This window comes from Pseudoalteromonas sp. ATL1, from assembly GCF_058933015.1.
Window position 1 is genome coordinate 3,069,520 of record NZ_JBZYXL010000001.1, and the last position, 25,718, is coordinate 3,095,237.

Below are 25,718 nucleotides of genomic sequence, written 5' to 3' on the forward strand. Positions count from 1 at the left end.
GATACTTCCTAATTCAAGTTACAGGCTTCTAAACCTGCTAAGCGCATGCGAACTTCAAGTTCAGGCAATTGGCGCGGCGCAACGTTCTCAAGGCCTTGCGCAAACGCTTTAATATGCTCAGGTGTTGTGCCACAACAACCGCCAACAATGTTGATCAAGCCCTCTTTGCCCCAATCAATGATCTCTTTGGCCATTTCTGGTGCTTCCAAATCATACTCACCAAATTCATTGGGTAAACCTGCATTTGGGTGGACTGAAGTAAACGTTTCACACACTCTTGATAATTCCACCACATATTGTCGCAATAAATCAGGGCCCAGAGCGCAATTTAAACCAATCGAAAGTGGCTTAATGTGACGAATTGAATTGTAAAAAGCTTCCGTTGTTTGACCAGACAGAGTGCGTCCAGATGCATCGGTAATAGTGCCTGATATCATCACAGGTAAAGTGAGTCCCGCTTGCTCAAACGCTTCTTCAACCGCAAAAGAAGCGGCTTTGGCATTCAGCGTATCAAATATGGTTTCAATTAAAATTAGATCCACCCCCCCTTCAATCAAGGCGAGTGTTGACTCAACATAAGCTTCGACAAGCTTATCAAACGTGATGTTTCTATACCCTGGGTCATTCACATCCGGTGATATGGAACACGTTTTAGACGTTGGACCCAACACGCCAGCAACGTAACGTGGCTTATCTGGGTTATTTGCAGTGTACTCATCGCACAATCTTCGTGCAAGCTGTGCAGACGCTACATTGATTTCTTTGCTGACACTGGCCATGTCATAATCTTCCATCGAGATGGTCGTGGCATTAAAGGTGTTTGTTTCGATAATGTCCGCACCCGCATCAAGAAAATCACGATGGATCTGTTCGATTACCTCTGGTTTGGTAATACTGAGTAAATCGTTATTGCCTTTGATCAACACATGCCAATCTTTGAATCGCTCACCGCGATAATCTTCTTCTTCGAGCTTGTGTTTTTGGATCATCGTGCCCATTGCACCATCCAAAATTAAAATGCGTTGTTTTAATGCCTCTGTTAAGGCTGCGCGTTTATTCGGCATAATTGTTAGTCCTTACATCTTGGCTAACGAGGTTAATATCATAAGGCGTGGTTTGATAAACGTAATAGTTTAACCAGTTTGAGAATAACAAAAAGGCATGACTTTGCCATGTCTTTGACGGCTTGCTTAAAGCATCATCATTTGGGAAATAGTGCGCTGGTTTAGGTGCATCAGGACTATTCTGTAAGTCACGCTGGTATTCTTTCAATAACGTGTCTGCATCATACTCAGGATGTCCAGTAATATAAACTTGACTACCCGATAAGTTTTTAATCAGATAAGCCCCCACTGTTTGCGAGCCTGCTAATACCACCAATTCTTTCTCATTGGCTATCTTATCTGGATCAACATGGCCATAGCGAGAGTGTGGCACCAAGAATTCATCGTCAAAACCACGAGTCAATGCACCATGTTCAAAGTAACACTGGTGCTTAAATACACCGCATAACTTTTCACTGCGAAGATCACGCTTAATCCCATAGTGATGAAATAATGCAGCGTGTGCCGCCCAACAAGAAAACAGCGTAGACGTAACGTGATGCTCCGCCCAATCAAAAAAAGTTCTGAGTTCTTGCCAATAAACAACATCGTCATATTCTAAATGCGCTAACGGTGCTCCCGTCACTATCAATGCATCATAGTTTTGATCTTTCACATCAGAAAAATAACGATAAAACATGTCTAGATGCTGCTCTGAGTTTTCTGAACTGCGATGCGTATCCAAACGTAATAAGTCGACATTGACTTGCAGCGGTGAATTAGCCAACAGACGAATAAACTGAACTTCGGTTTCAACTTTGTTTGGCATCAAGTTCAATATGGCCAAGCGCATTGGTCTAATTTCTTGTGTTTTTGCACGGCTTTGTGGCATCACAAACACGTTTTCTTGGCGCAAACGTACAATGGCTGGCAATTCATCTTTTACTGTTATTGGCATGTTCACTCTCAAACTATCACGATGCTGTCATTATGAAGATAATCCGAAAAATATCAACCTCCAGATGTTTAGACGTCCAAAATAAATCTAACAGGGTTCAAACTATGATTTTGAATCAATAACATGCTAATAAGTTAATTCTGCAGTTCAAAGGGTCGACTGGTTATGACACAAAACCTATTTTCTAACTTACCCACTGATAAATCAGTAGAACATTTCGAAGACATTATAAAAAATAAACACATCAGGATTGAACGTATCACATCACACGGACAAAGGTCGCCAGACTCATTTTGGTATAACCAAACAGAACATGAGTGGGTCACCGTGCTTGAAGGCGAAGGCACTATCGAATTTGAAGGCGGCGTAAAACATACTTTAAAGCGAGGTGATTATATTAATATCCCCGCACATACCAAGCATAGAGTGAGTCAAACCGCAGCCAACGAAACCACACTTTGGCTGGCGGTATTTTATAAAGACTAAGTAAATTTATACTCAGTCGTTAAACCTGCTCTTCCAAAAAGTCCATGGCAGATTGTTCTTTGCTATCAATCGTGCCATCGGCTGCAGCCACTTTTTGCGCCAGTTTAAGTGCTAACTCTCTCATTGGTTTGTCGACGATGTACTTCATACGGTGTTGAATAAATGCTTCAACATCAGACGTCTGCACGGCATGCACACATTTTCCTGACATATCGACGATGTAATTTTCGAGACTCACTGCGGAGTTCCAATTAAGTTTGCTCGCCCATTGTTTAACAACCGCTAACTCGGTGTCACAAATACGACCATCAACTGCCACAAATAATACTGCTAAATCTAAAAGTGACTCTTTTTGCAACTGCTCTACACAAATGCCACTGTCAAAGTGGTTAAGTAGTTGTTCAAATTTCATCATTCCGTTTCTCCTTGAAGTTAACAATCGATGTACATGTCACTTCATGACCACCGAACATCAATACAATATTAGACAACTATGAAAAAGTCACATTAAAAACTCTCATCATGAACGCATACACTACAATTAGGAGAGTTACCCTTATCAGCAAAGGCCCCTATGCGCTTTATTGTCAGCCTGTTTTTTGCAATACAACTCAATGCTATCGCCTCTGAGCGCATCACGGTGACGATAGAAAAAGATATTTACGACTACGCACAAATTATGCTCAAAGGGCAAACCGTTCATACCATCGATAATTTTGAGCACCCGCTATGTCAAAGAGACATTGTAGAATACGTCATTTTACAAAAGGCACTAGCGCTCGGCGGCTTATCACTAGAATTTGAATTTGACTTAGGCAATTATGATGCGAGAAATATCAAGCTATTGGTCGATGGTATGCTGTTAGTCAGCTTTGATACGATTTGGCTAGATCAGGCCAATCAATATCGTGACCAGCTTTATATTTCAGATCCTATTATTCGAAGAGGTGAATACTATGCTGGCATTTATACTAAGCCAGACAATATCGAAGCCCTCAAAGTCAAAATTGATAAAGATCTATCCCAATTATCCATTGTGTCTAGTAAAGCGTGGCATACGGACTGGCAAACATTAACTTCCCTTACCCCTAAAAACTTAATTGATGAATCAGACTGGGTGATCATGGCTAAAATGGTAAGCCGCGGCTGGGTGGACGGCATGCTCGTTTCATTCAACAACACCGAACCATTCGAATACAATGGCGAAGGTTATCGAATTGTAGCAATTGATGGTATTAAAGTCCCTTTACAAGACAGCCGCCACTTTGCCGTGTCACGCTCACACCCTATGGGAAAAGCCGTTTTTGAAGCACTCCAGTCAGGATTAAAAAAGCTCAGAGAGGTAGGCTTTATAAAACGTTCATACCAGCAGTGTGGTTTTTTTAACAACGTCATTAGCAACTGGCGAGAACTAAAAAGCCAGCAATAAGCTGGCTTTTTAGTGACAAATTTTAATTAACCGCGTTTCTTTGGCTTTTGCATTCTTTGATTATGCTTTTTCACTGCCTTGCGAATTTGATTTACCTTTTTACGCTTATCTTTGCGCTTTTCAGGCATAACAGATAGCTTAGTTTCGGTTTCGTTGCGTAATTGAACTGACTTACGTAGATAGTTCACATCTTCTAATGCTAGTTCTTCCCAACCGCCTTGTGGTAGACGCTTGTTTAACTCCAGCTTGCCATAACGAATACGGATAAGGCGTGAAACTTCAACATCTTGTGATTGCCATAAACGGCGAACTTCGCGGTTACGGCCCTCTGTTAAAGTCACATTAAACCATTTGTTGATCCCCTCACCACCCAACGGCTTAATTTTAAGAAATTTAGCGGGACCGTCGTCTAGCTCAACGCCTTTAGTTAAATTACGCAATGTTTCGTTGCTCACTTCACCAAATACACGTGCTGAGTACTCGCGTTCTACTTCATATTTGGGGTGCATTAAACGGTTTGCCAGTTCACCATCATTGGTAAACAACAATAAACCTGAAGTATTAATATCTAATCGGCCTATCGCAATCCAACGATCACCATCCAAACGAGGCAGACGATCAAATACTGTTCTGCGCCCTTCAGGATCTTTACGTGTACATAACTCACCTTCAGGTTTGTGATACATAATCACACGGCAAATTCTGTCTTCTTTTTGTTCAATTTTCACCACGTGGCCATCGACGCGGATCACCGCATTTTCTTCCACGCGGTCGCCTAGTCTGGCAACTTTACCGTCAACACTCACACGGTTTGATTCAATGTATTTTTCCATTTCGCGGCGTGAACCCACACCCGCTCGGGCCAATACTTTTTGTAACTTTTCACTCATTAAGATGGTTCTCTCACAGAAGGATCGTTCAACATCTGATCAATTTTTACATGATGCTGCTCTGGCAGCTTTGGTAACATGTTCAGACCAGATAAAGAAAAATAATCTAAAAATTGTTTTGTCGTGGCATACAGTGCTGGCTTACCCGGCACCTCTTTATAGCCAACCACTTTAATCCATTCACGCTCTTGTAAGCTTTTAATTATATTAGAACTTACCGTAACGCCTCGAACTTGCTCTATCTCCCCACGGGTGATCGGCTGGCGATAAGCGATTAGCGCCAACGTTTCCAAGGTCGCACGTGAATATTTGGGGGCTTTTTCTTGCCATAGATTACTCAGCCAAGGACTGAGACTCGAGCAAGCTTGAAAGCGAAATCCCGTTGCTACTTCAACCAAACGGATCCCTCTTGTTTGGTAATGTTCCATGATGCTGTTTATGGCTTTGTCTATTCGAACATTCGAAACAACGATGTCACTCAATACCGTTTCTTTTAAACGCTTTTTTGACAACGGCTTATCAGCAACAAAAATCGCTGCTTCAATTAGCTCAATAAGTTGTTCATCACTTATTCGACGCGTTGTCATACATCTGCCACTTGTTTACACCCAAACCTCTATTATGACAGAGGTTACCTCACTCTTGTAGCTGTAAACTCAAATAAATTTGGCTGTTGGGTGCAACTTGTAAGCAGGTGATCAACTGTTCTTTGACAAGTTCAAGCATTGCAATAAAGGTAACAACCACGCCACTACGACCTTCCTCAATTGTAAATAAGGCATGAAAAGCACAAGGGCCATCATGGTCTGACAAATACTGGAGAATCTGGCTCATGCGCTCGCGTGTTGACAGCGCCTCGGCACTCACTTGGTGATGCTCAAACGTTTTGGCTCGGGCCATCACATCACCCAGCGCTAATACAAGCTCTTTAAGCGCAATGTCTGGAAAATTTACCTCAGGCTCAGCTGATTCATCCACCAGCGCGTGGGCAAGGTAAATATCACGGTCTACACGGGGAATGTCATCTAAATTTTCCGCCGCTTTTTTAAATTGCTCATACTCTTGTAAACGGCGTACCAACTCGGCTCTGGGGTCTTCTTCTTCTTCCAATTCTTCGTGCACAGGTAACAACATACGCGATTTGATCTGTGCTAACAGCGCCGCCATAACAAGATATTCACCCGCGAGTTCTAGCTGCAAATCTTTCATCAGTTCGACATAGGCAACATACTGCTCAGTGATACTCAAAATGGGCAGTTGTAGGATGTCCAGCTTATGCCTTTTTATGAGATACAGGAGTAAATCAAGTGGGCCTTCAAAGGTTTCTAAAATAACCTCAAGTGCATCAGGCGGAATATAAAGATCTTCCGGCTTTTCAACAACCGCTTCTCCATGTAAGAATGCCAAAGGTAGCTTTTGTTGTTGCGGCACTTGATTCATGAACTGTTACTCAAATGGCGCTGTATCGCCACATCCTACACGTAATATCTGGATATCGTCATCTTCAGACAGGTCAACAACCGTTGTTGCCTGTTCAATCAAATAGCCACCGTGAATGATTAAATCGACTTGTTTTTCTATGCGCAGGCGAATTTCGTCAGGATCTGACTCGGTGTACTGCTCGCCCGGTAAGATCAACGAACACGACATCATGGGCTCACCCAGTTCAGCAAGCAAGGCTGTGGTAATAGGATGATCGGTTACGCGAATACCAATGGTTTTTTTCTTCTCGTTCAGTAAACGTTTGGGCACTTCTTTCGTGCCTTTAAAAATAAAGGTATACGGCCCCGGTGTGTTGTTTTTAATCAATCGGAACATTTGATTGTCTACCCGAGCATACGTTGCAAGCTCAGATAAATCTCTGCACATCAAAGTAAAATTATGATGCTTTTCAATACCACGAATACGTTCGATGCGCTCTTTCGCTTGTTTATTTCCCAAATTACACCCAAGGGCATAACCAGAATCAGTTGGATAGACAACCACCCCGCCTTGTTGAATGATTTCAACCGCCTGTTTGATTAGCCTTGCCTGCGGATTGTCAGGGTGAATATGAAAAAATTGGCTCATGCTAACATTCCTCGCTTGCTTGCCAGTGTTGCCAAACCCCTTGGCAATCTTTTGGTAAGTATAGGTTTTTACCCAAGTCTAACCAAGGCATTGGGTAATGAAAATCAGATCCTTGGCTTGCCATCAAGCCAAACTCTCGACTCAGTTGTCCTAAAAATTGACGTTCAGATGGTGGCTGTTGTGGTTGCGCAACTTCCATCGCCTGACCCCCACAATCGCTAAATTCACCAATGAGTTTACGCAACCACTTGTTAGACATCTGATAACGGGCTGGATGCGCTAAAACACTTGCGCCCCCCGCCGCTTTTATCGCACTAATAGCGGTTGCCATATCGCACCAGCTACTTGGCACGTATCCAGTTTTATTACGGGCCAAATACTTTTTAAACACACCTTGGATATTGTTCGCAACGCCGCGCTCGACCAAAGCGGCCGCAAAATGCGCTCGCGTTATTTCAGCATCTTTTGCAAGGGATTTTGCTTGTTCATAAATGCCTTCATGACCATTTTTAGCAAGGCGTCGGCCAATTTCTTCGGCCCGCGCTTGGCGTTTAGCTTGTTGCTCAGACAACAACGCATTGAGTTGCGCATTATCAATATCTAGTCCCAAGCCGACAATATGGATTTCAAAGCTATGCCATTTGGTAGAGATCTCCACGCCAGAAACCAACTCCAAATCTAGATTGTTTTCTTTGATGTGTTCTCGAGCAGGCTTAATTGCATTAATCGTGTCGTGGTCTGTAATAGCCAGTACGTCTACGCCTTTTTCTGTTGCGCGCTCTAAGAGCTCTGACACGCTTAAACGACCATCAGAAAAAGTGGTGTGGCTATGTAAATCGTATTTAATCAAATTATCTCGTATTAAAATCATCGCTTTGTATTAGCTTACAAGTATATCATCAGTTGTAGTTACGAACTTTGACTATTTTTTTATTTTTATTTACGTTTTCTTAATTTTAGGGTTGACAACGCATGAAAATGTAAGGTTTACTGTACCCACTAAAGACATCTAAACGGATAAACCAATGAAAACAACTATGCTAAAAAACAACATTTGGTGGTGGCACTCGTAATTGCGGGTGATTCGTTGTGTCTATACGAAATTCTAAACCCGCTAAACTTAGCGGGTTTTTTTGTATCTGAATTTAGGAAATAAACATGTTAAACAACAATGCAACAACAACTTTTTCTTGGTGGTGGTGCCTAGCTTAGCGGGACGGCATTGTTGTATACGTTTATCAACCCCGCTAAGCCTAACAAGCTAGTGGGGTTTTTTTATTATTAGGGGAATGAGGTTTTGATATTTAGTCACATAACAACCACACCGGGTGAAGTGACCAGCATAAGACAAAGACGGGATTACATTGCAAGCCCTCTTTCTCTTTATGCGGCACTAGATAAGAAAAATTCATTGTTACTCGAGTCTGCCGAAATCGACTCCAAAGACAATGTTAAGAGTATTATCCTCGTCGATGCAGCACTGCGTATTGAATGCCAAAGCAAGCAGGTACTGGTCAAAGCGCTGTCTAATAATGGCCAGCAACTGCTGCCTTATTTACAGCAACAAGTACACAACTGCGAAACGTCACTGAACGGTAATACACTGGCGCTGACTTACCAACCACTTGACGAAGAGCTGGACGAATTCAGTAAACTTAAAGCAGACAATGCGTTTAGTGCGCTACGTACCTGCATTAACAGTATTCAGCGTAATTCCGATACACCTTTTTCGGTATTTTTAGGTGGCGTATTTGCCTATGACATGGTGGCCAACTTCGAACTTTTAGAGGATGTGCCAGATGGTGACAATACATGTCCTGATTACGTTTTTTACCTTGCTGAAACGCTTGTACTCATCGACCATCAAGCACAAACGACAGAGTTAATTGGTAATGTTTTTAATGGTCCAGACGTACATGCAAACTGCTTTGAAGTAGGCAAACAGTTGGAAGAGCTTAACCAACGTTGCAATACTGTGCGACCTTACCTAGCCACACCTAATACTGGCAGCGCACCCGTAAATGTTAATATCTCTGATGAGCAGTTTTGTGCCCAAGTCAGTCAGTTAAAAAACAACATTGTTGACGGTGACATTTTCCAAGTTGTGCCTTCTCGCACATTTTCATTACCGTGTGCGCAACCATTATCAGCTTATCAGCAGCTCAAAGCGCAAAACCCAAGCCCTTACATGTTTTACATGAATGACCAAGATTTTGTGTTATTTGGGGCATCTCCTGAGTCGGCGCTTAAGTATTCAATTGAGAATGAACAGGTCGAAGTTTACCCTATTGCTGGAACGCGTCCTCGTGGTAAGTTTGCAGACGGCCGTATTAATCCGGATCTCGATAGTCGTATTGAGCTGGAATTAAGAAATGACCAAAAAGAGCGCGCGGAACACCTTATGCTCGTTGACTTAGCCCGCAATGACATTGCCCGCATTAGTGTTGCTGGCACGCGTCACGCCAAGGAGCTACTTAAAGTTGACCGCTACTCGCAAGTGATGCACTTGGTATCTCGCGTTGTTGGTCAACTCAAACCTGACTTAGATGCGTTACACGCGTATCAAGCATGCATGAACATGGGCACCTTAGTTGGCGCACCCAAAGTTAAAGCAGCCCAATTGATCCGTCAAACTGAAAAGCAGCGTCGTGGCAGTTATGGCGGTGCTGTCGGTTATCTGACAGGCGATGGTGCTATGGATACCTGTATTGTGATCCGTTCAGCGTTTGTTAAAAACCAAACCGCCTACGTGCAAGCGGGTGCTGGCGTTGTATACGACTCAATACCGCAATCGGAAGCGAATGAAACACGCGCCAAAGCACAAGCTGTGATTAAGGCCGTTCAGTCTACATATCAAGGAGATGGCAATGCCAACTAACGCCAAAGTCTACTTTTTAGATAACTACGATTCTTTTAGCTATAACTTGGTTGATGAATTGACACTGCTTGGTCTGGATATGGTGGTATACCGAAACCACCTAAGTGCACAGCGTATCTTTGAAAAAATGAATCAAGAGCAGCAACCTGTCATATTGGTACTGTCTCCAGGCCCCGGTAACCCAGCTCAAGCGGGTTGCTTGTTAGAACTGATTGAATTGTGCAAAGGTAAATTTCCGATGCTGGGTATTTGCCTTGGTCAACAAGCGCTAACACAAAGCTATGGTGGCACCATCGGTCATGCAGGAGAAACCGTACACGGTAAATCATCTGTTATTGACGCACAACCCCACCCTGTTTTTGATGGGCTAGGCAGCCGCTTCCCAGTGGCCCGTTATCACTCGTTGATGGCGACCACGGTGCCAGACTCATTACAAGTGATCGCCCAATATGAAAATATTCCCATGGCGATTTATCACAGTGAAGATAAAGTACTCGGGTACCAGTTTCACCCAGAGTCGATACTAACCCCTGATGGTGCTCGCATTTTGCAGCAAAGCATCGCTTATTTAACTCGCTAGGAGCGCACATGGACAGTTTAAATACCCTTATTGATCAGCAGTCTTTAAATTTTGAACAAAGCGAAGCGCTGTTTAACCAAGTAATGCGTGGAGAGCTTTCAGATATTGAACTCACCGCCGCACTCATCGCGCTAAAGATTAAAGGCGAAACTGCCGAAGAAATCGCGGGTGCAGCAAAAGCAATGCGCCTTAACGCAAAGGCTTTTGACAACCATGGTCTACGCTGCGTTGACAGCTGTGGCACCGGTGGTGATGGGGCCAACACCATAAACGTGAGCACCACGGCAGCAATTGTCGCCGCCGCCTGTGGCTTAAATGTGGTGAAACATGGTAACCGAAGTGTATCGAGTAAATCAGGCTCAGCGGATTTGCTAAAGGCACTGAACATTAATTTAGATATGGATGCCAAGGTGGCGAGCGAGTGCTTACGCCAAACAGGCTTTACTTTCTTATTCGCGCCAAATTACCATTCAGGCACTAAGTATGCGATGCCTGTACGCACAACGCTCAAAACAAGAACCATTTTTAATATACTTGGCCCTTTGGCAAACCCAGCTGCACCGCAAACACAATTACTGGGTGTTTATGACCCGAGCTTGTGCCAAGCTATGGCGAAAACGCTTGAGAAGTTAGGTACTCAGCGTGCTATGGTCGTTCACGGCGCTGGCACCGACGAAATTGCACTGCATGGTGAAACTCAGGTGACCGAATTGAACAAGGGTGAGATAACACATTACGTTCTTACACCACAAGATTTTGGCCTTGAAAACTATTCGCTTGAACAAATTGCTGGAGATACGCCACAGTACAACGCCAACGCAAGTTTAGATATTTTGCATGGTCGCGGACTACCTGCGCACAATGCCGCGATTGCTGCCAACGTTGCAGCTCTACTCGTGATGGAAAACAAGGCTGACAACTTCAAATCAGCCACGCAAACAGTACTGGATGTACTTGCCAGTGGTAAAGCCGCTGACAAGTTAAACGACATTGTGGAGGCGAGTAACCATGGCTAACGTATTAGAAAAAATTGTTGCTGATAAACGCGAAGAGCTAATTAAACGCAAAGCGGATAAGCCTCTGGCGCAATTTAAAGACAAAGTTGCACCATCTGAGCGTGACTTTTTTGCAGCTCTCGCACAGTCAGGTACCCAATTTATTTTAGAATGTAAAAAAGCATCCCCTTCAAAAGGCTTGATAAGAGCACACTTTGACTTGGATGAAATAACACAAGTTTATAAACGCTATGCAACCTGCATCAGTGTTCTGACCGATGAAAAATACTTCCAAGGTAGCTATGAGTACTTAAGCTATGTGCGTCAGAAAGTCGGACAGCCGCTGATCTGCAAAGATTTTTTTATTGATGAATATCAGGTCTACTTAGCCCGATTACACGGTGGTGATGCCATTTTACTGATGCTATCTGTACTCGACGACGAACAATATCAAACGCTAGCAAGTGTTGCTCAAACGCTTAATATGGCTGTTTTAACCGAAGTCAGTAATGAAGAAGAAGTGACTCGCGCACTGGCGTTAAACGCACAAATTATCGGCATTAATAACCGTAACTTGCGAGACTTGAGCACAGATTTAGCGACCACAGAAAAACTTCGAAAATTAATCCCTGAAGACAAAGTGGTTATCTCAGAATCAGGCATTTATACCCATCAAGATGTTAAGCGACTCGCACCGCTGTGTAATGGCTTTTTAGTCGGCAGCTCACTCATGGCCGAAGCGGATTTAGACGGCGCTTGTAGAAAGCTCATTTTAGGGGAAAATAAGGTCTGCGGCTTAACTCGCAGTCAAGATGCGCAAGCTGCCTATCAGGCAGGTGCCCTGTATGGTGGCCTTATTTTTTATCCTAAATCGCCGCGTCATATTGACTTAAACCATGCGAAAACCGTGGTAGAAAGTGCACCATTAAACTATGTAGGCGTATTCGTTAACGAACAAATGGACCTGGTGGTTGAATACGTGAACTCACTCAAATTGAGTGCCGTTCAATTACACGGCCAAGAAAGCCAAGACTATATCACGCAATTAAGAACACAGCTTCCTGCTACGTGCCAAATTTGGAAAGCACAAGGTGTACGTGATGTCATACCCGCACCGATGAAAGACGTTGATAAACACTTGTATGACACACAAACCCAGAATGGCTTTGGCGGTACGGGCGAAAAGTTTAATTGGCACTTGCTGCATGAGCAGGTTGCCGGTCATTTTATACTTGCAGGCGGCCTAAACCCAGATAACGTGCTTGAAGCCCAAAAATTTGGCGCGCAAGGACTGGATTTAAATTCAGGGGTTGAACTCAGCCCCGGTATAAAGTGCGAGAAAAAAATACAACGTGCTTTTGCAAATATCAGAAATTATTGAGGTGGAAATGAACAACGCAGCTTATTTTGGTGATTTTGGTGGCATGTTTGTCCCAGAGTTACTGGTACCCGCACTAAAGCAGTTAGAAGAAGAGTTTAATAAGGCACAGCAAGACGCTGAATTTCAGACAGAGTTTCAAAAGCTACTGAATGAATATGCAGGTCGACCTACACCACTGACGTTAACTCGTAACTTGGTTAAAAATCCAAAGGTTAAACTCTACTTAAAGCGTGAAGACTTATTGCACGGTGGTGCACACAAAACCAATCAGGTACTTGGTCAAGCACTACTGACAAAACGTATGGGTAAAAGTGAGGTGATTGCAGAAACTGGTGCGGGTCAACATGGTGTTGCCACTGCACTTGCCTGTGCATTGCTAGGCTTAAAATGCCGTGTTTACATGGGTGCAAAAGATGTAGAACGCCAACAACCGAATGTATTTAGAATGCGTTTAATGGGTGCCGAAGTGATCCCTGTAACCGCAGGCTCAGGTACATTAAAAGATGCCGTTAACGAAGCATTGCGCGACTGGTCAGCTAATTACAAAACCGCACATTATTTGCTGGGCACCGCAGCCGGCCCTCATCCGTTCCCGACGGTTGTGCGCGAATTCCAAAAAATGATCGGTGAAGAAGCCAAACAACAGGTACTGGAAACAGAAGGCCGCTTGCCTGATGCGGTGATTGCCTGCGTAGGTGGTGGCTCAAACGCAATCGGCATGTTTAGCGACTTTATTGATGAGCCAACGGTAAAACTCATTGGTGTTGAGCCTGCTGGAAAAGGCCTAGATACCGAAGAGCATGGCGCTGCGCTGTGCAAAGGCTCAAAAGGTATTTTACACGGTGCATATACCTATATTATGCAAGATAAAGATGGTCAGATAGAAGAGTCATATTCGGTTTCGGCTGGCCTTGATTACCCTGCCGTTGGCCCACAACACGCATTTTTACACGAAACGGGCCGAGCACAATATGTCGCAGTGACGGATACCGAGGCGCTTGAAGCGTTTCAGGCGCTAGCAAAAAATGAAGGGATCATCCCCGCATTGGAATCAAGCCATGCGCTAGCCTATGCGTTAAAATACGCAGAGCAACAAACTGACGAGACCATTCTTGTGGTGAATTTGAGTGGTCGTGGTGACAAAGACTTAGCCCATGTGCACCAAGTACTTAACGAGCGAGGAGAGCTTTAATGAGCCGTTATTCAAACACATTCAGCACACTAGCGGAAAACAACCAAGGTGCATTTGTGCCCTTTGTAACCATAGGCGACCCAAATAAAGCGCTGAGTGTTGAAATTATAAAAAGCTTAATAGATGGTGGCGCTGACGCACTTGAACTAGGTATTCCGTTTTCAGATCCTATTGCTGATGGCCCAGTGATCCAAGCGGCTAATATTCGTGCACTAGAAGAAAAAATTAATACTCAAGATTGTTTCGACATTATTAAACTAGTTCGCGAATACAATGCCGACGTTCCCATTGGCCTTTTACTGTATTCAAACCTGATCTTTGCCAGAGGCATTGAGCAGTTTTACCGTGATGCCAAAGAAGCGGGTGTAGACTCAATTTTGGTTGCTGATGTACCTCTACACGAATCTAAGTTGTTCCGTCGCGCCGCAATGTCAGCAGGTATTGAACCTATTTTCATCGCCACACCAAACGCAGATGACGATACTTTGCGAGAATGTGCAAGCTACGGTAGAGGCTATACCTACTTGCTATCACGCGCGGGGGTAACGGGTACGGAAACCACTGCACAAATGCCAGCCGACTCCATGATCACCAAACTTAAAGAGTATCACGCTGCGCCGGCGTTACTTGGTTTTGGTATTTCTACACCTGAACATGTTAAAGCAGCGCTAGATGCTGGCGCGGCTGGGACAATATCAGGGTCTGCCGTGGTTAAAATTATCGAGCAAAACCTGTCTGAGCCACAGCAAATGCTGAGTGAACTCAAAGCCTTTGTGAGTGACATGAAAGCGGCAACACACCGCTAAACCATTAATCAGCTAAAGCGTCTTTAAGCGCTTTAGCTGCTTTGAATTGCACCTTGTTGCACCCTTCAATCGTGATCGTTTCACCGGTTCTTGGGTTACGTCCCGCTTTGGCGGGATGGTAGCTTAGCGCAAACGTTCCCAACCCAGAAATCGGCATTTGATCCCCTTCCGACAAGCGCTTTTGAATCGTTGACAAAATACTATTTAATACCGCTTGCGTATCTTTTTTTGTCAATTCGCTCGTTAATGACATAGCTGAAACTAATTGCGATTTATTCATAACTACCTATTTTTACTTGTTCGATTATGCAGCAATTTGCAGCGCAAATTGTAAAAGCCGCAGAGGCTAAGGAGTTAAGCTGCAAAAGTCAATCTTGAACTTATGCAAGGAACTTGGTAAAACCGGACCCAAGATAATTAAATAGGTGACCTTTTATGGCCGCATTGCTTGAATACCTTCCGTTAATTTTGTTTTTTCTGACATACAAGTTTGTCGACATCTATTGGGCAACCGGTGTGTTAATCATCGGCTCAATGTTGCAACTGGCTTATCATTATTTTTCCAGCGGCAAAGTTGCAACGCGGCACTGGGTATTTTTTGCTATCGCATTAATACTGGGCGGCATGACGATTCTGTTCCAAGATGAAAACTTTATCATGTGGAAAGCAACGGTTATCTACGCTCTTTTATCGGCTTCGCTGCTCGTGTCTCGTTACATCTTCAAAAAGAACTTGGTTGAAAAGGCCCTAGTGGGTTTACTTAAATCTGTGGCGGAAAAAGAAAAAGCAGACCAACCTGCCCCTGAAATCAATATCCCGCACGGTATCTGTGAGCAATTAAATATCATGTGGATGATTTTGCTAGCGTTTGTATCAGTACTAAACCTATACGTTGCGTACAATTTCTCTTTGGATACTTGGGTGAACTTTAAAGTATTCGGACTGATGGGCATCACATTTGTTGCGATATTAGTCACTGTGATGCGTATTTATAAGTACTTACCAGAAGAAACTGAGAGCTAAATTTTAAATAAAAAAATCACTTTTAAGGACATTTTTGCTGCTATAGTTTTTTTAAACTGAGATGAAGCGAGAATGTCCTTGAACGCAAGTCAATACCGCTGGTGTGAACTGTTTCTTATCTTTTTTTGCTTACCGACGTTAGCCTATTTATTTCGTAATTACTTGGCCAATTGGCTGTTTCCAGCGCTTATCATCCTAACGATAATTTGCTTTTTCCTATTGCTCAATGATCCCCATTTTAAGCGCTTTCGATTAACCAGCCTTGGCCAGTTTTCTACCATCAAACGTCGCCTATTTACCACCTTTTTTGCCGGGGCGCTGTTCTCTGCCATGCTCTATGGTTTAATCAATCAAGAAAATTGGTTTGACCTACCACTGAATTCAACAACGCAATGGATATATCTCCTCGTCGCCTATCCAATATTATCGGTATTGCCTCAAGAGCTTATTTTTCGCAGCTACTTTTTCCATCGCTACAAGCGGATTTTACCCAGCAAAACAACACGTATTTTACTGAGCGCTACAGTCTTTGCTCTCGCCCATTGTGTGTATGACAACTGGGTCGCAATTGCACTGTCGTTTGCCGGTGGGTTACTCTTTTCATACACTTACGCGAGAAGTCGTTCACTCATGGTCTGTGTGTTGGAACATAGTTTATGGGGGCTTTGGATGTTTACTCTGGGCTTAGGGCACTATTTAGATTCAGGCATTACGTTCTAGCAAAAAGCCAGGCATATAGCCTGGCCCTTGTCATACTCACTCGGCTATGGCCTAAAAGCCAAACAAGCTCACCGCAAAGAATTTTGTTGCAACTGTGTTTGCAAAAATCAACAGCAATACCACAGGAATAAATGTCGATAGTGAAAAGTTAACGTATTTTTCGCCAAAACTGCCTTTGTAGCCTTCACAACCTTGCGCTAGTTCTTCAGACAAGTTGGCTTTGTTCCAACGATAGATAACAAACAAACACACCATTAAACCGTTGAATGGCAAAATCGTGTCGTAAAATACGTCGTATACCAAATCAAACAAACTCTTGTTAGCGTCACCGTAGCTGACAAATTGCGTTAACCAGTCCACCATACCAAATGACATGGTACTCATCACAGTCAAGATACCTGTCGAGCCCGCCAAGATAAGCAATGCCGTTTTACGGCTCACATTTTTTTCTTCCATCAGTGCTGAAGTCGGTACTTCAACAATTGAAACCAATGAAGTGATAGCGGCAAAAAATACCAACAAGAAGAAGACAAACGCCACTGCTGACGCACCGAAATAACCAATATCTTCTTGTAACGCGAGTAAAATCTTAGGTAAAAACTCGAAAATCATAGACACCGATGAGTCAGACAGTTCATCCGTATTGGTTGCTGGGTTGAAACTAAAAATAGCTGGCAACACCATTAAGCCAGCAATAAAGGCTACCAGAGAGTCTGTGACAGCAACCATTTTTGCGCCACCGACAATGTCATCCTTTTTCGAAATATACGACGCATAGGTCATCAAAATACCCATACCCAACGACAGTGAAAAGAAGGCTTGAGATAAAGCACCATTTAATACACTGGCATTCATTTTCGAAAAGTCTGGTACGATATAATAACGCACACCAGCCATAGCATTATCCAATGTCAGTACATAAGCGACTAAACCTATAAGTAACACAAACAGCGCTGGCATCAGCAGTTTAGCGGCCTTTTCAATGCCCTCTTTTACCCCACCGACGAGGATCAAATTGACTATCACGCCCACAATAAGCATGTACCAAAATACTGAAGTTTGGTTGATGAACTCACCAAAGTGGCTAGGGTTAGCCAAAGCATCCAAGTTGCCCATCGCGGTCTGCGCCAGATAGCCAAAAATCCAAACGGTAATAACCATGTAGAATACAGCAATCATAAATGGCGTAAGTACAGCCAATGCACCTGCAATAGACCAACGCTTGTCACCACCAGATAATGCTTTGTACGCGCCATATGGGTCTTTTTGCGCTTTTCGACCCATTGCCATTTCAGCCATCATCACTGGTAAACAAATAAATGCCACAAACAATGCGTATACTAATAAGAAAGCGCCGCCACCATTTTTGGTTGCTGACACAGGAAAACCAACCAAGTTACCAATACCAACCGCAGATCCAGCTGCTGCTAATATAAAACCCAGTCGAGAGCTAAAATGCTCGCGATTTGCACTCATGCGGAAAACCTTATTATTATTTTTTCTGAATATCCGAGCGACTCTACCAGCCTTAACGGGCGGTTTTCAAGTGTTAAAGGCCAAAGGCCCAACAAAATCGCCAAAGCATTTACAAGGCTTGTTAAAGAAGTCTACACTATGGGTCCATTTAACCCTTTAAAGAACAAACCGCTATGCTTTATATGATCTACTCAACCGACGTAGAAAATTCATTAGAGAAGCGTCTCGCGACTCGCCCTGCTCACTTAGCACGCTTAAACGAGCTGAAAGAGCAAAATAGATTATTTGCTGCAGGCCCACTCCCAGCAATTGATAGTGAAGATCCTGGTAGTGCAGGATTTACAGGCTCGTTAGTGATTGCAGAATTTCCATCTTTAAGCGATGCACAAGCATGGGCCTCACAAGATCCGTATATAGAAGCGGGTGTTTATTCAAGCAGTGTAGTAAAGCCATACAAAAAAGTACTGCCGTAGTTCAGTTTCGGTTAATTACGTTACAATTACTATCATTCTCATATTCAAAGCAATTTATAAGGTGAGGCCGAGTAAAATGAAGTTGTTAGTTTGTTTTTTACTCTTTGCTGCTACTGCATGTACACACGTCTACGCAGTAGAAAAAGAAGCATCCGATCTTGTTACAAAAAAACAAGCGGTGGAACTTGCATTAGATAATTACGCCGGCCGAACTTTGAAAATAACAGAAAACACAGACAGTTATGTGGTTAGAATTCTACAAAATGATGGCCATGTTGTAGATATACGAGTTGATAAAAAAACAGGCACTGTCAAGAAGGATTAATAATGCGAATTTTAGTAATTGAAGATGATATTCAACTAGCGGAGAACCTTCGCTCTGCCCTAGAAAAAGAACGATACAGCATAGACTTATGCCATGATGGTGAATCTGGTTTATATCACCTAACTGAATACCCACTCGATATGGCCGTTATCGATTTAGGATTACCTAAACTCGATGGCATAGAAATCATTAAACGCGCCCGCGCAGAAGGAATTAAGATCCCCATTTTAATTTTAACTGCACGTGATCGTTGGCAAGACAAAGTTGAAGGCCTCGACGCCGGCGCTGACGACTACCTCACCAAGCCATTCCATGTTGAAGAGCTAATTGCACGTTGCAATGCTTTGATCCGTAGAAGCGCAGGTCAAGCAAATCCAGAGATTGCGATCGGACCGATTAAGATCCATACCCGCTCTCAGCAAGTGTGGGTAAATGATCAGGAACTATCTTTAACAGCGTACGAATATAAAGTGCTTGAGTACATGATGGTAAATCCGCAAAAAGTGATTTCTAAATCTGAATTGACGGAGCATATTTATGATCAAGACTTTGATCTGGATTCAAACGTGATTGAAGTGTTTGTACTACGACTGCGCAAAAAACTGGACCCGGATGGTACCTTAAACCCGGTAGAAACATTACGTGGTAGAGGATATAGGTTTAAAACTCAGTGGTAAGCCCTGCGCAAATATCTCTTAAAATAAGGCAAGGTTTTATCCTTGTCTTTGTGCTTATTGTCGCCCTACCCGCGTTGTTTTTCTCGATTGGTAAGGCTTATCATGCCTCACTGGTTGAAGCCACCGAAAAAACACTCGAAGCACATTTATATTCCCTTATTTCAGAAGTTGAGTTTGTGGATGATGGCATTGAAATGCCTCGCACACTACTTGCACCAGAGCTTAATCGTATCAACTCCGATACTTACGCACTCATTTATCAAGGGCAAAGCCTGATCTGGTATTCAGAATCGGCTGTTAACCTGTCCATTTCACCTATTTTCAATGATCATGAAGCCGGCGCTGCGGAATTTAAACAGGTTGAATATAACGGGGCCAAGTACTGGCAATTAAGTTTAACCGTTATTTTGGGTAACGCAGACTACTCAAAGCATGCGCGATTTATCTTGTTAAAAGATGACGAAGCGCTACTTAAATTGATGTCCGGTTTTAGAAATACCTTGATCACTTGGATGCTGATTATGGGCGTGATCATTGCAGTGTTGATGGCAATTGGCTTTATTTGGAGCGCTCGTCCCCTACAGCGTTTAGACAAAGAAATTAAAGCTATTGAAGCAGGAAAACGAGAGAAAATAACAGGTGTTTACCCTAATGAATTGTTGACGATAAAGTCTGATCTTAATCTGCTGCTAGATTCACAAAAACGTCAAAAAGAGCGCTATCGAGCATCTCTCAGTGACTTAGCACATGCCCTAAAAACCCCGCTAGCCGTTCTAAAATCGAGTGAGTTGGCTAAAGATGAAGATGCTCAGGAGCAGCTAGACAGGATCAATGCCATGATCGAGCATCAGCTAAAAAGAGCCGCAACAGGTGCATCAGATACGTGGAAAAAACAAACAACGATTAAGCCTGTGCTAGACTCAATACTGAATGCTATGAAAAAGGTCTACCATGATAAGGGCATAGAGTTTCATTCGCATTGTGATGAAAAGCTCGCATTTTTGGGCGACAAAACCGATTTAATGGAGATTTTAGGGAATGTTATCGATAACGCATGTAAAGCATGTAGTACATGTGTAGAGATTAATGTTCACTTTGACAAAGGTCACATTCTCCAGCTGGAAATTGAAGATGATGGTCCAGGTATACCAGAGCATAGACGCTCAGAACTACTCACTAGAGGCAGTCGTTTAGATACGTATGAGGCGGGTCACGGAGTCGGGATGGCAATTGTGTCTGATCTTGTTAACGCATACCACGGTACTATTGAGATAGGAAACTCTAAATTTTCTGGTGCAAGGTTTTTAATAGAATTTAATTATGAAAAAGATTAGCGCGACAATTCTTTTGTTATACCCGTTAATTTCATTCGCTAACACCGATGAGCTGTTTTTAACCGACTGCTCTCACTTCGAAAGCTATCACCCGATTGGCTCTCGTGATTATATTAAGTGCCTCGATGAAAACATCACCATGTTAAGACGTTATCAACAGAGTTGGATAAACAAGTTGTTGCACGACATCGAAATCGTACAAGAGCAAACCGGTAATCGGCAATTACTGCCGATCATAAAAAGAACGATCATAGAGCATGAACGCTACAGTGAAGACACGTGCAAGTGGCGCTACTTATATACTTTACCAAATAGCATTAAAGCATCCGTGACACACAAAAAATGCACCATTCGAATGCTTAAACTCCATATTAACGATTTACAATTGCCCTACTAAGTATCCGCAGCAGGCATTAATTACTGTTCATTTCCCAACATGGTCGCGAGCCAGTGACCATCTTCGCTATTTTCAAGTGCAATTTTCACAACCATGGTAAGTGGTACTGACAGCAACATGCCCACAGTACCAAATAACCAACCCCAAAATATCAAAGATAAAAACACCACAAGCGTCGACAAACCCAAGCCACGACCCATGTATTTAGGTTCAATGATATTACCCATAACCGCGTTAATCGTGACATAGCCTGCTGCCACAATACCTGCAATAAGTGCCCCTTGCGTGACTAAGGCAAGTAACACAGCCGGGACCGCAGCGATAATAGAACCGATATTCGGAATGTAGTTTAATAAAAACGCCACCACGCCCCATAAAATAAAATAATCCACGCCCAGCAACCACAACATCAAGGAGGCACATGCACCTGTTCCCAGAGATACTAACGTCTTGATAGCTAAGTAAGAGTTTATCGACTCCAAAAAGCGGTCAATTTGCTTCATCTTCATTTCAGGATCATCAAGCGCCAGATGAACTTTGTTCGCGATCGTTGGCGCTTCGAATAGCATAAACACGACAGTCAAAATGATTAAAAACACATTGGCCATCACCCCACCAAAACCAGTCAGCATGGACGACGCCATATCAATCATCTTCCCGGGGTCAAAAAATTCGATTATTTGCTGCTTATCAATCAATATGTTGTATTGCGCCCCAGTATTTACAAGCCAAATAAACTTGCTTTGTAGTTGCGCTTTATAGCTGGGCAACTGCTGCGAAAAATCGTTAACTGATTGTCCAACTAACCCTGCGATACTGGTGCCAATACCCAATACGACAGCAATGATCAGCATGATCGCAATGCCCTTAGGAATACGATAACGGGCTAAAAATTTAAGGATGGGGTTACAAATTATGGCGATGAAGGCAGCTAAAATAAAGGGGACAACAATATCACTTGCCAACTTAACTCCCGCGAGCACCACAACCAATGCCGCTAACACGACGAGACTTTTATTTAATCCAGTTAACGAAGACACGACAATTCCTTACGTTTTTTGCAAAGTTTAAAGGAATACCAGGAAAAATAAAACGTTATGATCTTTATTCAGTAATTGCCGTAAATTTCCTACACTGAATTTAGATACAAAAAATAATAGGCAAATATTATGAATGTTTTAGTTACGGGCGCAACTGGCTTAATTGGTTCTCAATTATGCCGATTTTTATTTAATAAGCACCAAGTAACTGTATTAACAAGACATGTCTCCAAGGCACAAGCGTTATTCAAAAACCGGGTCGACAGTGTCGATTCTCTTGATGATGTCGACTTTAACCAGCTCGATGTGGTTATTAACCTTGCCGGCGAACCCATAGCTGATAAGCGTTGGAGCGCTCAACAAAAACAGGCAATCGTCACCAGTCGATTACAGATCACACAAAAAATTGTAGAAAAAATTCAGCAAGCCGATACTCCTCCGCATACTTTGATTTCAGGCAGTGCAATTGGTTTTTATGGCCGACAATCCAATGAGCTTATAGTTGACGAATCATTTCAAGCGCCTCACGATGAATTCAGTCACCAACTGTGCCAGCAATGGGAATCGCTTGCACAGAGTGCACAAACACAAAATACACGGGTATGCATTCTAAGAACGGGTATTGTGCTCAGTCAACACGGCGGTGCGCTCAAAAAAATGCTCCCTGCATTCAAATGCGCTTTGGGTGGAAAACTGGCCAGCGGCGAACAAATGATGTCTTGGATACACATTGATGACATGGTCCAGCTTATTTTGTACCTCATCAAACATACCGAACTGAATGGGATATTTAATGCGACAGCACCTAATCCTGTGAGTAATCTAACCTTCACGAAAGCGCTCGGTAAAGCCCTCAAAAGACCTACTTTGCTACCTATGCCGGAAAAGATGCTGCGTTTTTTATTCGGTGAGATGGCGGATTTACTTGTCTATGGACAAGCCGTTGTACCAAAACGTTTGCAAAAGTCGGGCTATCGGTTTCGCTATATCACAATAGATGATGCGCTGAAGAGTTTATTAGTAAGAGATCACACATCATGATCTCAAAGACAAAACCGTTTTAAATGGCGTTAATAGATGTGCGGCGACCGAGCAATCGCCACACAGTTTTGGCTTTGTATTAAGGCATTACGTTATAAATCAGTTGTGACAAACCAACGTGACCTGAGTTCTTTACATAACGATAAGTCTTTTTGAAGATCCAGAAACCGGTTTTTTGGTCGTAAGTTTGGTAGCCAACATTTTTACCAGCAACATTAATATTGTTCATAGCTACGGTAACTTTGCCTTGATGGCCCGCTTGTCTCACCGTACGGTGTGTGTAGTCGTCGGCCATAATCAATGGGTAGTGGTACGGCATAAAGCCGCTCACAGCATCACCTTGAGATTTTACATGACCATCCATGCCGATTTGCTGTGAGCAACTGCCAAAGCTACCCGCACGGCTTGCGCCACATGATGAATGAGAAGACACCACGCCATCATCACTACCTTTTAAAAACAAACCCGTCGCACCGTAGTAATCACTAGAATTAGCAACAAAACGTAAACGTGGCGTGCGCTCAAAAGGCTGTGCAGATAATTTGCGAGCATTGTTCACTTTGAGATCATGCAACACACCTAGCGCCTTAACCGTGGTGCTACCAATCCATAATTTAATGGCTTGTTCAACAACCGCATCCCAAAGGCTATCCCCTGTTAAAGCACTCACCGCGGTATCAGCAAGTTCACTACCACCGCCTGCGCCAGCTAAGTCAAAAGTAGCGACGATATTCAATGGGCGAAGACCCGCATTTTCAAGCCACGTTGCCTGATTATCAATCAAATATCTAGCAACTAGGTCGCCTGTTGAATGCGTTAATAAAACACAACCTGGCTCACATAAATTTGATTGTGAGAACTGCTTTAATTTAGGCCATAACCAATCGGTTGCGATCTTACCTTCGATGCGCTCATATGACGGCCAGTCAATGCGTTCATCCGCACGGGCTCCCCAGTATGACGACCAGTATGAATCACCGTCACTGACCACATTGGTCCCTTGCGGATTAAGTAGATGATCTGGCTGAAAGCCATGAATTAATATGGTTTTATATTCACTACTGTGCGCAGTAAAACTTGCTAGCACTAAAAATAAAAGCGTACCAAAAGCCTTTAGTCCGTACTTGCTGCATTGTTTGTTCATGTAAACTCCTGAGTATTTCGTATTATTCGAATTAACAACTCAGACATCTGACCTCTGGTCACTGAGTAACCAACAGTATGTTCAACAAACAAACAAAAAACAACACTAGGTTTACACTCTTACCTATAATAGGTTCTTATAAATACTAAAAATTAAATATATGATTTATATTCAACAACTTAAAAACAAAAACCTTATTCTAAAAAAGAATTTTTTGTGACGTTTTTATAACAAAATGACGTAACTAGCCACGTTACATGGCTTTAGTCATTCTCAGGATTAGACAACTGGCGTAAAAACTGAACCTTTTGCAGCTCATTTTGAGATGGCTGATATGACAATTGCTGTAAGCTGTCGTAAGGAAAATCAAAAATATCAAAATACGTTAGTTCACTGTCACCAAATAGCGCCGGTTCACCGGGCGTTGGCGACATACGTTCAACGACAAATCCAGCAAGACGCATGTCGCTCACCTGCGCTTGCAAAACCGACCAATGAGCGCGTAATGGCATGGTTTGTATACCTTTAGACAGCTTTTGCTGACTAACAAGATGCGCCAAAGGCTGATTACTTTGAGTCAACAGATTCGCTCGAACTCGATACAATCCAGGGTTCGACACATCCAATGTCACATCTACCTGTAAATTTTCATTCTGCGGATAGGCGTTCGACAACGCGATAATTTTGGCACTTGGTTGCATATATTGAAATTGTGCGACAACTGGCACACGTTTCCCGTCCGCAACACCCATTGCTATTAGTTGCATATTACGCGCGTATTCCTTATCGCCCTTAAAGGTGATGCTTTGCCCTGATCGAGTAATTGACTTGCCATACTCTTGTTTAAGCTCAACATCTGCAAGCTGTAACTCAATACGCTTAAAGTCCCCTCCTGTTACTTCAACTTTGATATCTTCAGGGTATACAAAGCGATATTTTGAAAGCTTAATGGTCAGAGGTTCAGTACCATCTTGTGTGGCACTTGAAATCGGATAAAAATAGTTTGGTTCTAATCTGTCCACATCATTTTCGCTAAGAGGCTGTGAGTAAGGTGGGTATTGAATGGCTTGTTCATACTGAGCTGCCACAAGTTGCGTAGCTTGATGCAAACGCGTATTGGTTTCTACTACTTCTTCGTGTCTACTTTTTGTTTGCGAGATTTGCGTAACGACTGCTGGTTCTTCTATGCTGTTTTCATTCACGCCCGCTTGATTTTGTGGTTGATCTTGCGCTGTACCGCTTACTTCGGTTTCGACGGTCAGCCACCAAACCAAAGCGGCGACAATCACCACCATCAACAACTTTAATCGCGTACTCATACAGAAATCCCTCTGGCAAATTCATTGCGTGGCATCATGCT

The 25,718-nt window shown here is 43.1% G+C and carries 29 protein-coding genes; 16 read left to right on the forward strand and 13 right to left on the reverse strand.

Features of this window, described 5'->3' with window-relative positions; translation table 11 throughout:
• Window positions 1–8 precede the first annotated feature (8 nt).
• Both AC5FX4_RS13335 and AC5FX4_RS13340 read right to left on the reverse strand, forming a co-directional pair.
• Window positions 9–1,064, reverse strand: coding sequence for a homocysteine S-methyltransferase family protein (locus tag AC5FX4_RS13335; protein WP_493606858.1), 1,056 nt, complete (start codon window positions 1,062–1,064; stop codon window positions 9–11).
• On the reverse strand, window positions 1,054–2,001 hold the full coding sequence (locus tag AC5FX4_RS13340; protein ID WP_493606859.1) for a homoserine O-succinyltransferase: 948 nt from the start codon (window positions 1,999–2,001) through the stop codon (window positions 1,054–1,056). The genes AC5FX4_RS13335 and AC5FX4_RS13340 overlap by 11 nt, the downstream gene beginning before the upstream one ends.
• 165 nt (window positions 2,002–2,166) lie before the next feature.
• On the opposite strand from AC5FX4_RS13340, the gene AC5FX4_RS13345 reads away from it, so the two are divergent.
• Entirely contained in the window at window positions 2,167–2,487 is a 321-nt protein-coding gene (locus tag AC5FX4_RS13345; protein WP_493606860.1) for a cupin domain-containing protein, read from the forward strand.
• Window positions 2,488–2,506: 19 nt separating this feature from the next.
• On the opposite strand, the gene AC5FX4_RS13350 is transcribed toward AC5FX4_RS13345, so the two are convergent.
• Window positions 2,507–2,902 carry a tellurite resistance TerB family protein gene (locus tag AC5FX4_RS13350; protein WP_493606861.1) on the reverse strand — a complete coding sequence of 132 codons (396 nt, stop codon included), beginning with the start codon at window positions 2,900–2,902 and terminating at the stop codon, window positions 2,507–2,509.
• 159 nt (window positions 2,903–3,061) lie between these two features.
• Between AC5FX4_RS13350 and AC5FX4_RS13355 the strand changes: the two genes are divergently transcribed.
• Window positions 3,062–3,916 (forward strand): hypothetical protein, encoded by an 855-nt coding sequence (locus AC5FX4_RS13355; RefSeq protein WP_493606862.1) that lies wholly within the window; start codon window positions 3,062–3,064, stop codon window positions 3,914–3,916.
• Between the two features lie 26 nt (window positions 3,917–3,942).
• On the opposite strand, the gene rluB is transcribed toward AC5FX4_RS13355, so the two are convergent.
• From rluB to rnm, 5 genes are read right to left on the reverse strand one after another with little or no spacing between them, the layout of a single operon-like run.
• Complete coding sequence (gene rluB / locus AC5FX4_RS13360) at window positions 3,943–4,806, reverse strand: 23S rRNA pseudouridine(2605) synthase RluB (protein WP_493606863.1); 864 nt, start codon at window positions 4,804–4,806, stop codon at window positions 3,943–3,945.
• Window positions 4,806–5,393 (reverse strand): SMC-Scp complex subunit ScpB, encoded by a 588-nt coding sequence (scpB, locus tag AC5FX4_RS13365; protein ID WP_493606864.1) that lies wholly within the window; start codon window positions 5,391–5,393, stop codon window positions 4,806–4,808. The genes rluB and scpB overlap by 1 nt, the downstream gene beginning before the upstream one ends.
• 49 nt (window positions 5,394–5,442) lie before the next feature.
• Window positions 5,443–6,246 (reverse strand): segregation and condensation protein A, encoded by an 804-nt coding sequence (locus AC5FX4_RS13370; protein WP_493606865.1) that lies wholly within the window; start codon window positions 6,244–6,246, stop codon window positions 5,443–5,445.
• A gap of 6 nt (window positions 6,247–6,252) precedes the next feature.
• Window positions 6,253–6,876 (reverse strand): L-threonylcarbamoyladenylate synthase, encoded by a 624-nt coding sequence (locus AC5FX4_RS13375; protein WP_493606866.1) that lies wholly within the window; start codon window positions 6,874–6,876, stop codon window positions 6,253–6,255.
• A gap of 1 nt (window position 6,877) precedes the next feature.
• A complete protein-coding gene (gene rnm / locus AC5FX4_RS13380; RefSeq protein ID WP_493607822.1) occupies window positions 6,878–7,726 on the reverse strand; it encodes an RNase RNM in 849 nt (282 codons plus the stop codon).
• A gap of 447 nt (window positions 7,727–8,173) precedes the next feature.
• Between rnm and AC5FX4_RS13385 the strand changes: the two genes are divergently transcribed.
• The 6 genes from AC5FX4_RS13385 to trpA are packed head-to-tail and all read left to right on the forward strand — an operon-like array spanning window position 8,174 to window position 14,708.
• The gene (locus AC5FX4_RS13385; protein ID WP_493606867.1) at window positions 8,174–9,754 is read left to right on the forward strand and encodes an anthranilate synthase component 1; all 1,581 of its coding nucleotides are present in this window, start codon (window positions 8,174–8,176) and stop codon (window positions 9,752–9,754) included.
• Window positions 9,744–10,334, forward strand: a complete 591-nt coding sequence (locus AC5FX4_RS13390) for an aminodeoxychorismate/anthranilate synthase component II (RefSeq protein ID WP_493606868.1) — start codon at window positions 9,744–9,746, stop codon at window positions 10,332–10,334. Before AC5FX4_RS13385 ends, AC5FX4_RS13390 begins: the two co-directional genes overlap by 11 nt.
• A gap of 8 nt (window positions 10,335–10,342) precedes the next feature.
• On the forward strand, window positions 10,343–11,350 hold the full coding sequence (gene trpD, locus AC5FX4_RS13395) for an anthranilate phosphoribosyltransferase (RefSeq protein ID WP_493606869.1): 1,008 nt from the start codon (window positions 10,343–10,345) through the stop codon (window positions 11,348–11,350).
• Window positions 11,343–12,710 carry a bifunctional indole-3-glycerol-phosphate synthase TrpC/phosphoribosylanthranilate isomerase TrpF gene (trpCF, locus tag AC5FX4_RS13400; protein ID WP_493606870.1) on the forward strand — a complete coding sequence of 456 codons (1,368 nt, stop codon included), beginning with the start codon at window positions 11,343–11,345 and terminating at the stop codon, window positions 12,708–12,710. Before trpD ends, trpCF begins: the two co-directional genes overlap by 8 nt.
• A 7-nt stretch (window positions 12,711–12,717) precedes the next feature.
• A complete protein-coding gene (gene trpB, locus AC5FX4_RS13405) occupies window positions 12,718–13,902 on the forward strand; it encodes a tryptophan synthase subunit beta (protein ID WP_493606871.1) in 1,185 nt (394 codons plus the stop codon).
• Window positions 13,902–14,708: a tryptophan synthase subunit alpha gene (trpA, locus tag AC5FX4_RS13410; protein WP_493606872.1), complete on the forward strand. Its 807-nt coding sequence runs from the start codon at window positions 13,902–13,904 to the stop codon at window positions 14,706–14,708. The genes trpB and trpA overlap by 1 nt, the downstream gene beginning before the upstream one ends.
• A 4-nt stretch (window positions 14,709–14,712) precedes the next feature.
• On the opposite strand, the gene AC5FX4_RS13415 is transcribed toward trpA, so the two are convergent.
• On the reverse strand, window positions 14,713–14,988 hold the full coding sequence (locus AC5FX4_RS13415; RefSeq protein ID WP_493606873.1) for an HU family DNA-binding protein: 276 nt from the start codon (window positions 14,986–14,988) through the stop codon (window positions 14,713–14,715).
• A 155-nt stretch (window positions 14,989–15,143) separates the two neighbouring features.
• On the opposite strand from AC5FX4_RS13415, the gene AC5FX4_RS13420 reads away from it, so the two are divergent.
• Window positions 15,144–15,731: an inner membrane-spanning protein YciB gene (locus tag AC5FX4_RS13420; protein ID WP_493606874.1), complete on the forward strand. Its 588-nt coding sequence runs from the start codon at window positions 15,144–15,146 to the stop codon at window positions 15,729–15,731.
• A gap of 78 nt (window positions 15,732–15,809) precedes the next feature.
• A complete protein-coding gene (locus AC5FX4_RS13425; RefSeq protein WP_493607823.1) occupies window positions 15,810–16,451 on the forward strand; it encodes a CPBP family intramembrane glutamic endopeptidase in 642 nt (213 codons plus the stop codon).
• A 51-nt stretch (window positions 16,452–16,502) separates the two neighbouring features.
• Here AC5FX4_RS13425 and AC5FX4_RS13430 read toward each other — a convergent pair whose 3' ends face one another.
• Complete coding sequence (locus AC5FX4_RS13430) at window positions 16,503–17,927, reverse strand: sodium-dependent transporter (RefSeq protein WP_493606875.1); 1,425 nt, start codon at window positions 17,925–17,927, stop codon at window positions 16,503–16,505.
• Between the two features lie 173 nt (window positions 17,928–18,100).
• On the opposite strand from AC5FX4_RS13430, the gene AC5FX4_RS13435 reads away from it, so the two are divergent.
• The 5 genes from AC5FX4_RS13435 to AC5FX4_RS13455 all read left to right on the forward strand — a co-directional run bounded on the left by AC5FX4_RS13435 (window position 18,101) and on the right by AC5FX4_RS13455 (window position 21,133).
• Window positions 18,101–18,400 (forward strand): YciI family protein, encoded by a 300-nt coding sequence (locus AC5FX4_RS13435; protein WP_493606876.1) that lies wholly within the window; start codon window positions 18,101–18,103, stop codon window positions 18,398–18,400.
• Between the two features lie 76 nt (window positions 18,401–18,476).
• A complete protein-coding gene (locus AC5FX4_RS13440; protein ID WP_493606877.1) occupies window positions 18,477–18,725 on the forward strand; it encodes a PepSY domain-containing protein in 249 nt (82 codons plus the stop codon).
• Between the two features lie 2 nt (window positions 18,726–18,727).
• On the forward strand, window positions 18,728–19,402 hold the full coding sequence (locus AC5FX4_RS13445) for a response regulator transcription factor (RefSeq protein WP_493606878.1): 675 nt from the start codon (window positions 18,728–18,730) through the stop codon (window positions 19,400–19,402).
• Window positions 19,396–20,736, forward strand: coding sequence for an ATP-binding protein (locus tag AC5FX4_RS13450; RefSeq protein ID WP_493606879.1), 1,341 nt, complete (start codon window positions 19,396–19,398; stop codon window positions 20,734–20,736). Before AC5FX4_RS13445 ends, AC5FX4_RS13450 begins: the two co-directional genes overlap by 7 nt.
• A complete protein-coding gene (locus tag AC5FX4_RS13455; RefSeq protein ID WP_493606880.1) occupies window positions 20,723–21,133 on the forward strand; it encodes a hypothetical protein in 411 nt (136 codons plus the stop codon). Before AC5FX4_RS13450 ends, AC5FX4_RS13455 begins: the two co-directional genes overlap by 14 nt.
• A 20-nt stretch (window positions 21,134–21,153) precedes the next feature.
• Here AC5FX4_RS13455 and AC5FX4_RS13460 read toward each other — a convergent pair whose 3' ends face one another.
• Window positions 21,154–22,173 (reverse strand): AI-2E family transporter, encoded by a 1,020-nt coding sequence (locus AC5FX4_RS13460; RefSeq protein ID WP_493606881.1) that lies wholly within the window; start codon window positions 22,171–22,173, stop codon window positions 21,154–21,156.
• Window positions 22,174–22,302: 129 nt separating this feature from the next.
• Between AC5FX4_RS13460 and AC5FX4_RS13465 the strand changes: the two genes are divergently transcribed.
• Window positions 22,303–23,214 carry a TIGR01777 family oxidoreductase gene (locus AC5FX4_RS13465; RefSeq protein ID WP_493606882.1) on the forward strand — a complete coding sequence of 304 codons (912 nt, stop codon included), beginning with the start codon at window positions 22,303–22,305 and terminating at the stop codon, window positions 23,212–23,214.
• A gap of 79 nt (window positions 23,215–23,293) precedes the next feature.
• Here the strand turns inward: AC5FX4_RS13465 and AC5FX4_RS13470 are convergent, their stop codons facing one another.
• Window positions 23,294–24,358: a hypothetical protein gene (locus AC5FX4_RS13470; protein WP_493606883.1), complete on the reverse strand. Its 1,065-nt coding sequence runs from the start codon at window positions 24,356–24,358 to the stop codon at window positions 23,294–23,296.
• A 263-nt stretch (window positions 24,359–24,621) separates the two neighbouring features.
• Window positions 24,622–25,677, reverse strand: coding sequence for a hypothetical protein (locus AC5FX4_RS13475; RefSeq protein WP_493606884.1), 1,056 nt, complete (start codon window positions 25,675–25,677; stop codon window positions 24,622–24,624).
• Between the last annotated feature and the right edge of the window lie 41 nt (window positions 25,678–25,718).

What these genes read in the sequence shown, in the direction of transcription:
- AC5FX4_RS13335 (WP_493606858.1), bottom strand. Translation starts at nt 1,064, where the DNA reads ATGCCGAATAAACGCGCAGCCTTAACAGAGGCATTAAAACAACGCATT.
- AC5FX4_RS13340 (WP_493606859.1), bottom strand. Translation starts at nt 2,001, where the DNA reads ATGCCAATAACAGTAAAAGATGAATTGCCAGCCATTGTACGTTTGCGC.
- AC5FX4_RS13345 (WP_493606860.1), top strand. Translation starts at nt 2,167, where the DNA reads ATGACACAAAACCTATTTTCTAACTTACCCACTGATAAATCAGTAGAA.
- AC5FX4_RS13350 (WP_493606861.1), bottom strand. Translation starts at nt 2,902, where the DNA reads ATGATGAAATTTGAACAACTACTTAACCACTTTGACAGTGGCATTTGT.
- AC5FX4_RS13355 (WP_493606862.1), top strand. Translation starts at nt 3,062, where the DNA reads ATGCGCTTTATTGTCAGCCTGTTTTTTGCAATACAACTCAATGCTATC.
- rluB (WP_493606863.1), bottom strand. Translation starts at nt 4,806, where the DNA reads ATGAGTGAAAAGTTACAAAAAGTATTGGCCCGAGCGGGTGTGGGTTCA.
- scpB (WP_493606864.1), bottom strand. Translation starts at nt 5,393, where the DNA reads ATGACAACGCGTCGAATAAGTGATGAACAACTTATTGAGCTAATTGAA.
- AC5FX4_RS13370 (WP_493606865.1), bottom strand. Translation starts at nt 6,246, where the DNA reads ATGAATCAAGTGCCGCAACAACAAAAGCTACCTTTGGCATTCTTACAT.
- AC5FX4_RS13375 (WP_493606866.1), bottom strand. Translation starts at nt 6,876, where the DNA reads ATGAGCCAATTTTTTCATATTCACCCTGACAATCCGCAGGCAAGGCTA.
- AC5FX4_RS13390 (WP_493606868.1), top strand. Translation starts at nt 9,744, where the DNA reads ATGCCAACTAACGCCAAAGTCTACTTTTTAGATAACTACGATTCTTTT.
- trpD (WP_493606869.1), top strand. Translation starts at nt 10,343, where the DNA reads ATGGACAGTTTAAATACCCTTATTGATCAGCAGTCTTTAAATTTTGAA.
- trpCF (WP_493606870.1), top strand. Translation starts at nt 11,343, where the DNA reads ATGGCTAACGTATTAGAAAAAATTGTTGCTGATAAACGCGAAGAGCTA.
- trpB (WP_493606871.1), top strand. Translation starts at nt 12,718, where the DNA reads ATGAACAACGCAGCTTATTTTGGTGATTTTGGTGGCATGTTTGTCCCA.
- trpA (WP_493606872.1), top strand. Translation starts at nt 13,902, where the DNA reads ATGAGCCGTTATTCAAACACATTCAGCACACTAGCGGAAAACAACCAA.
- AC5FX4_RS13415 (WP_493606873.1), bottom strand. Translation starts at nt 14,988, where the DNA reads ATGAATAAATCGCAATTAGTTTCAGCTATGTCATTAACGAGCGAATTG.
- AC5FX4_RS13420 (WP_493606874.1), top strand. Translation starts at nt 15,144, where the DNA reads ATGGCCGCATTGCTTGAATACCTTCCGTTAATTTTGTTTTTTCTGACA.
- AC5FX4_RS13430 (WP_493606875.1), bottom strand. Translation starts at nt 17,927, where the DNA reads ATGAGTGCAAATCGCGAGCATTTTAGCTCTCGACTGGGTTTTATATTA.
- AC5FX4_RS13435 (WP_493606876.1), top strand. Translation starts at nt 18,101, where the DNA reads ATGCTTTATATGATCTACTCAACCGACGTAGAAAATTCATTAGAGAAG.
- AC5FX4_RS13440 (WP_493606877.1), top strand. Translation starts at nt 18,477, where the DNA reads ATGAAGTTGTTAGTTTGTTTTTTACTCTTTGCTGCTACTGCATGTACA.
- AC5FX4_RS13445 (WP_493606878.1), top strand. Translation starts at nt 18,728, where the DNA reads ATGCGAATTTTAGTAATTGAAGATGATATTCAACTAGCGGAGAACCTT.
- AC5FX4_RS13455 (WP_493606880.1), top strand. Translation starts at nt 20,723, where the DNA reads ATGAAAAAGATTAGCGCGACAATTCTTTTGTTATACCCGTTAATTTCA.
- AC5FX4_RS13465 (WP_493606882.1), top strand. Translation starts at nt 22,303, where the DNA reads ATGAATGTTTTAGTTACGGGCGCAACTGGCTTAATTGGTTCTCAATTA.
- AC5FX4_RS13470 (WP_493606883.1), bottom strand. Translation starts at nt 24,358, where the DNA reads ATGAACAAACAATGCAGCAAGTACGGACTAAAGGCTTTTGGTACGCTT.
- AC5FX4_RS13475 (WP_493606884.1), bottom strand. Translation starts at nt 25,677, where the DNA reads ATGAGTACGCGATTAAAGTTGTTGATGGTGGTGATTGTCGCCGCTTTG.